This window comes from Gordonia desulfuricans NBRC 100010 (assembly GCF_001485495.1).
In the GTDB taxonomy this organism is placed as follows: Bacteria; Actinomycetota; Actinomycetes; order Mycobacteriales; family Mycobacteriaceae; genus Gordonia; species Gordonia desulfuricans.
On sequence record NZ_BCNF01000199.1, the window covers coordinates 1 to 4,729 of the forward strand.

The following is a 4,729-nucleotide window of genomic DNA, read 5'->3' on the forward strand; positions in this document are numbered from 1 at the left end:
TTGGCGACCCCGTCCGAGGCCAGCAACAACACCCTGGCCTGCAGCACCTGCTGATGCGGAACCCGCTGGCTGCGGGTCAACCTCTCCAACGTCTCGCGCTCACCATCGGTCAACGGCAACGGTGCCGCAGCTCGCCCACTCATACAGAGAATTGTACGCAACATGTAGACGGTTATTTGCGAGACACACCACTAGTAAGTTGTGATGGAAGCTACACCGCGCAACGGACGAAGGGTTGGTCATGGGATACAGCGAGACGACGCAGTCGGCTATCGCCACGGCACGCGAGCACTCGATCGGGGCACTCCTGCACCGTACGGCGCAGCGCTACCCCGACAAGACGGCCGTGATCAACGGCGACGTGACCCTGACCTTCGCCGAGTTCGACGCCGCGGTGAACCGTGCGGCCAACGCACTCGCCGCCCGCGGCCTGCAGCGCGGTGACCGCCTCGCCCTGATCAGCCACAACTGCTGGCAGTTCGGTGTCCTCAACTTCGCCGCGGCACGTATCGGCGTCATCCTCGTCCCGGTGAACTTCGGACTCGGCGCCGACGAGATCGCCTTCATCCTCGCCCACAGCGGTGCGCGCGGTGTGATCACCGAAGACGCACTCGGACAGACGATCTCCGATGCCATCAAGCGCGCTGCGGTCGTCGTCGACATCCGCGGCTGGATCGCATTGTCGGGGGCGGCGGCACCGGAGGGCTGGGAGGACGTCACCGCGTGGATGACCGCCGGCGACGCGAGCGACCCCGGCATCGTCGTCGGCGACGACGAGCCGGTGCGCATGATGTACACCTCCGGTACCGAATCCCGGCCGAAAGGTGTTCTGCTGTCGAGCAAGTCGCTGATCACGCAGTACATGTCGTGCATCATCGACGGCGGTATGGAGACCACCGACGTCGAGATCCACTCGTTGCCGATGTACCACTGCGCCCAGCTCGACTGCTTCTTCTCCACCGACATCTACCTCGGTGCCACCAGCATCATCCTGCCCGCACCCGATCCGGCGACGATCCTCGCGACCATCGAATCGCAGGGTGTCACCAAGCTGTTCTGCCCGCCGACCGTGTGGATCTCGTTGCTGCGTCACCCCGACTTCGACACCCGCGACCTCTCGTCGCTGCGCAAGGGCTATTACGGTGCATCGCCGATGCCGGTCGAGGTGCTGCGTGAGCTCGCCAGTCGCCTGCCCGACGTGCAGCTGTGGAACTTCTACGGCCAGACCGAGATGAGCCCGATCGCAACCATTCTGCAGCCGCAGGACCAGATCGAGCGGGCCGGTTCAGCCGGTCGCGCCGCGCTCAATGTGGAGACCATCGTCGTCGACGACGACAACCCGGTGCCGGTCGGCGAGGTCGGCGAGATCGTGCACCGGAGTCCGCATGCGGCACTGGGCTATTACAACGACGAGGAGAAGACCGCTGCGGCGTTCCGCAACGGCTGGTTCCACTCCGGCGACCTCGGGATCATCGACGAGGACGGCTACCTGTCGGTGGTCGACCGCAAGAAGGACATGATCAAGACCGGCGGTGAGAATGTCGCCTCACGCGAGGTGGAGGAAGCGATCTACCTGCTCGACGGTGTCGCCGAGGTCGCGGTCTTCGGTGTGCCGCACCCGAAGTGGATCGAGGCCGTGACCGCGGTGATCGTCCCCAAGGCCGGTGCCGAGCTCACCGAGGAATCCGTCGCCGATCACCTGGCCTCCGCGCTGGCCGGTTACAAACGACCCAAGTACGTCGTCTTCGTCGATGCACTGCCGAAGAATCCGAGCGGCAAGATCCTCAAGAAGGAGCTGCGCGTCGAGCACAAGGGCATCGCCGGGTAAGGACACACTCGGCGTCGGCTTCCGTTCCTCGATGTCGTTCCCGGCTATTGGCCCCAATAGGTGGGAACGGAATCAGGGAGCGGGAGTTCTGTTTTCCGCGAACAACGGGGCGATGAGATTGCCGATGAACTCGGCGATGTGATCGGCGTCGGACTTCCGATGCAGTCCGTGGGTGACCGCGAAGACCGCACCCTCGAGCAGGGTGATCAAGCGATCGGCATCGGCTTGCGGGTCGGTGCTGCCGCGTCCGGTCATGAGCGCGATTGCGGCATCGGTCGAGAAGAGACATCGTGCGAGGATGTCGCCGGTCTCCGTGGGCAGCGCTGCATCGAGCAGCAGTGCCTGGCGGGCGAGTGCATCGGTTCGTCGTTCGGTGAGCAGCGTCGTCATGTAGTCCCGGATCACCCGGTCGGGTGAGGCGTCACCGATGGCGAGGTCGCGTTCGAATGCTGCGCGAGATCGGATCAGAAGCCGATCCGCGGTCGCTGCGATGAGATCTTCCCGCGTCCGAAAGTAGTACGACGTCGACCCCTTCGGTAGATCGAGGTGACGGTCCACTGCCAGGTGGGTGATCGCATGAGTTCCTCCGGCGGCTGCCAGCTCGAGGGCGGCGTCGGTGATGAGCTGTCGGCGGTCGGGGCGAGGCACAGTTCACAGGATAGCTGAACTCTACGATGATAGAGTCACGCTATGTGCTGGTCACTCAGATCGCAGGCGGCGCCGCGACCACTTTCCGGTGAGGACTTCGTGGCGGCGGCCGATCGCGACGAGCTGACGCTCGACGACTCGCAATGGCGGATCGTGGATTCGCTTGTGGGGCCGTCGAATGTGTACCTGACCGGGGCAGCGGGGCGTGGTAAGACGTGGTTGCTGGATGCTCTGGCAGGGCTGCAGCCGCCGCAGTCGGTACTTCGGCTGCATTGGCACGTGTTCGTTCGTGATCTGCACCTGCTCATCCGGGATCGAGGTGGCCTCGCCGCCGCGCTTGATCATCTACTCGTCGGACGAAGCATGGTGTGCTTCGACGAACTCCTGGTGGACGACCGGGCCGACGGCATCTTCTTGCATGCGCTGATCGATCGGATGATCCGGCGAAACATCCGCTTCGTCATCACGTCGAATGTTCCGCCGAAAGGGCAGATGCCGTCGCCGCTCCTTCACCCGACCTTCTTGCCGACGATCGAGCTGCTCGAGAACCATTGCCGTGTGGTCGAACTCGATGGCGGAGTCGACTATCGAGATGGCGCCAGCCACGCTGCCGGGTTCTCCTCGGGTCGGTGGGTCGTCATCGAACGTGAACGTCTGGCGGCATGTGCGGTGGAGATCGATGGCCGGCAGATTCGGGTGTGGGAGAGCGGGTCAGGGCATCTCGGTGTCGGATTCGACGAGGTATGTGGACGTCCGCTGGGGGCGTCGGACTACCTGGCGTTGGCGCGCCGCCATGCCACCTGGACGATCAGCGGTGTCCGTTCACTTGCCGCAGCGGGGCCCGAACCTGCCCGACGATTCGTGTACGTCATCGACGTGCTCTACGACCATCACGTGCCGACGACGATCGAGAGCCCGGTACCCCGAGACATGTTCGAGGTCGGTGCCGACACGGCCGGCCGAGCGCGTCTCCTGAGCCGGCTCTCGGCACTGCGCTGACTGGCGGATTCTGATCGCTTTCCTGCGTCGGGATTCTCGTACGTCTCTGCCCTCGCGGTCGCGAGTCCGACCGACGGACGGACGTACCCGGGGGCACCCCACGGGTGAACCGGAACCTCCGGGGTGAACAACTTTCACAACTTATCCACAAATGTTGTTCTGCTATGTAATTCGGCTGATACTCGCACATGCATTCGCTACAATGGAACACATGCAGGGGGAGCTGGAGACCATTCTCGACGCACTCATCGATTGTCGTTTCGACGACGATCCGACCGGGCCGGACGTGTTCACGGACATGCAGACACTGGTCACCATCCGGAACGTCGTGGATGCATTGACCGCGGCCGGGGCTGGGCATCTCGACCGGCTCGGTGTGGCGCAACGGCATGGACACAAACCGATCGCGTTGCTGATCGAGATGGGGTACGCGCCCGCCGTCGCTGCGCGGATGCAGCGAATCGGGACCTCGACGGTGGTGGGACGCACACTGAAACACGCTGCTGACGGGGCGATCTCGGGTGAGCATGTGGATGCGATCGTGCGCGGGTTGAACCAGGTCGGACTACGCGCCGGGGAGGCTCCGACTGCCGAAGCCTGGGCCGAGTTCGAGGGTGATCTGTTGGCGCAGGTGTTGTCCGGTGCGAAGCCTGCTGAGGTGATGGCACGAGCACACCAGTTGGGGGACCATCACTCGTCGGATACCGAGGGTGGACGCCCGGCAAAGGAAGACCGCAATCTGAATGCTCTCGATATCGGGCGGACCGATGATGGGCGGGTCGCTGTCTCCGGGAGTCTGGATGTGGTTGTCGGGGAAAAGTTGGCGACGGCGATTGAAAGACTTTCGGCGCCGGTGCCCCAGCCGGATGGGTCGAAAGATCCGCGCGAAGCACCCCGACGTCGCGCGGATGCGTTGGAGATGGTTCTGGACATGGCGGCCGGTGCGGGGGAACGGTCGGTGACCGCGCTACCTGCGGCGTTGATCAACCTGTCGGTGCCCGCGGATACGCCCGACAAGTCGGCGTTGGCGTTCGGTGGGTCGATCACCCACAGCACTTTGTTGGAAACCAGTTGTGATGGTGTGGTGGTGATGACGATCGTCGACGGTGAGCGGGTGCCGTTGGATATGGGACGCTCGAAACGCTTGTTCACAGCTTCGCAGCGGCGGGCGATGTTCGAGCGGGATCGGTGTTGCATCAAGTGCGGTGCCCCGGCATCGCGCACGCAGGCCCATCACATTGCGCATTGGTCGGA

Annotated in this window: 4 protein-coding genes; 3 read left to right on the top strand and 1 reads right to left on the bottom strand. The window is 64.0% G+C overall.

Going from position 1 to position 4,729, the window contains the following annotated elements:
* The first annotated feature begins 241 nt into the window (after window positions 1-241).
* The gene (locus GD1_RS23735) at window positions 242-1,828 is read left to right on the top strand and encodes an acyl-CoA synthetase (RefSeq protein WP_059039979.1); all 1,587 of its coding nucleotides are present in this window, start codon (window positions 242-244) and stop codon (window positions 1,826-1,828) included.
* Between the two features lie 72 nt (window positions 1,829-1,900).
* On the opposite strand, the gene GD1_RS23740 is transcribed toward GD1_RS23735, so the two are convergent.
* The gene (locus GD1_RS23740) at window positions 1,901-2,476 is read right to left on the bottom strand and encodes a TetR/AcrR family transcriptional regulator (protein ID WP_059039981.1); all 576 of its coding nucleotides are present in this window, start codon (window positions 2,474-2,476) and stop codon (window positions 1,901-1,903) included.
* Between the two features lie 42 nt (window positions 2,477-2,518).
* On the opposite strand from GD1_RS23740, the gene zapE reads away from it, so the two are divergent.
* Window positions 2,519-3,475, top strand: a complete 957-nt coding sequence (zapE, locus tag GD1_RS23745; protein WP_083534683.1) for a cell division protein ZapE — start codon at window positions 2,519-2,521, stop codon at window positions 3,473-3,475.
* Window positions 3,476-3,812: 337 nt separating this feature from the next.
* On the top strand, window positions 3,813-4,729 hold a 917-nt coding region (locus GD1_RS23750; protein WP_169798222.1), incomplete at its 3' end, for an HNH endonuclease signature motif containing protein.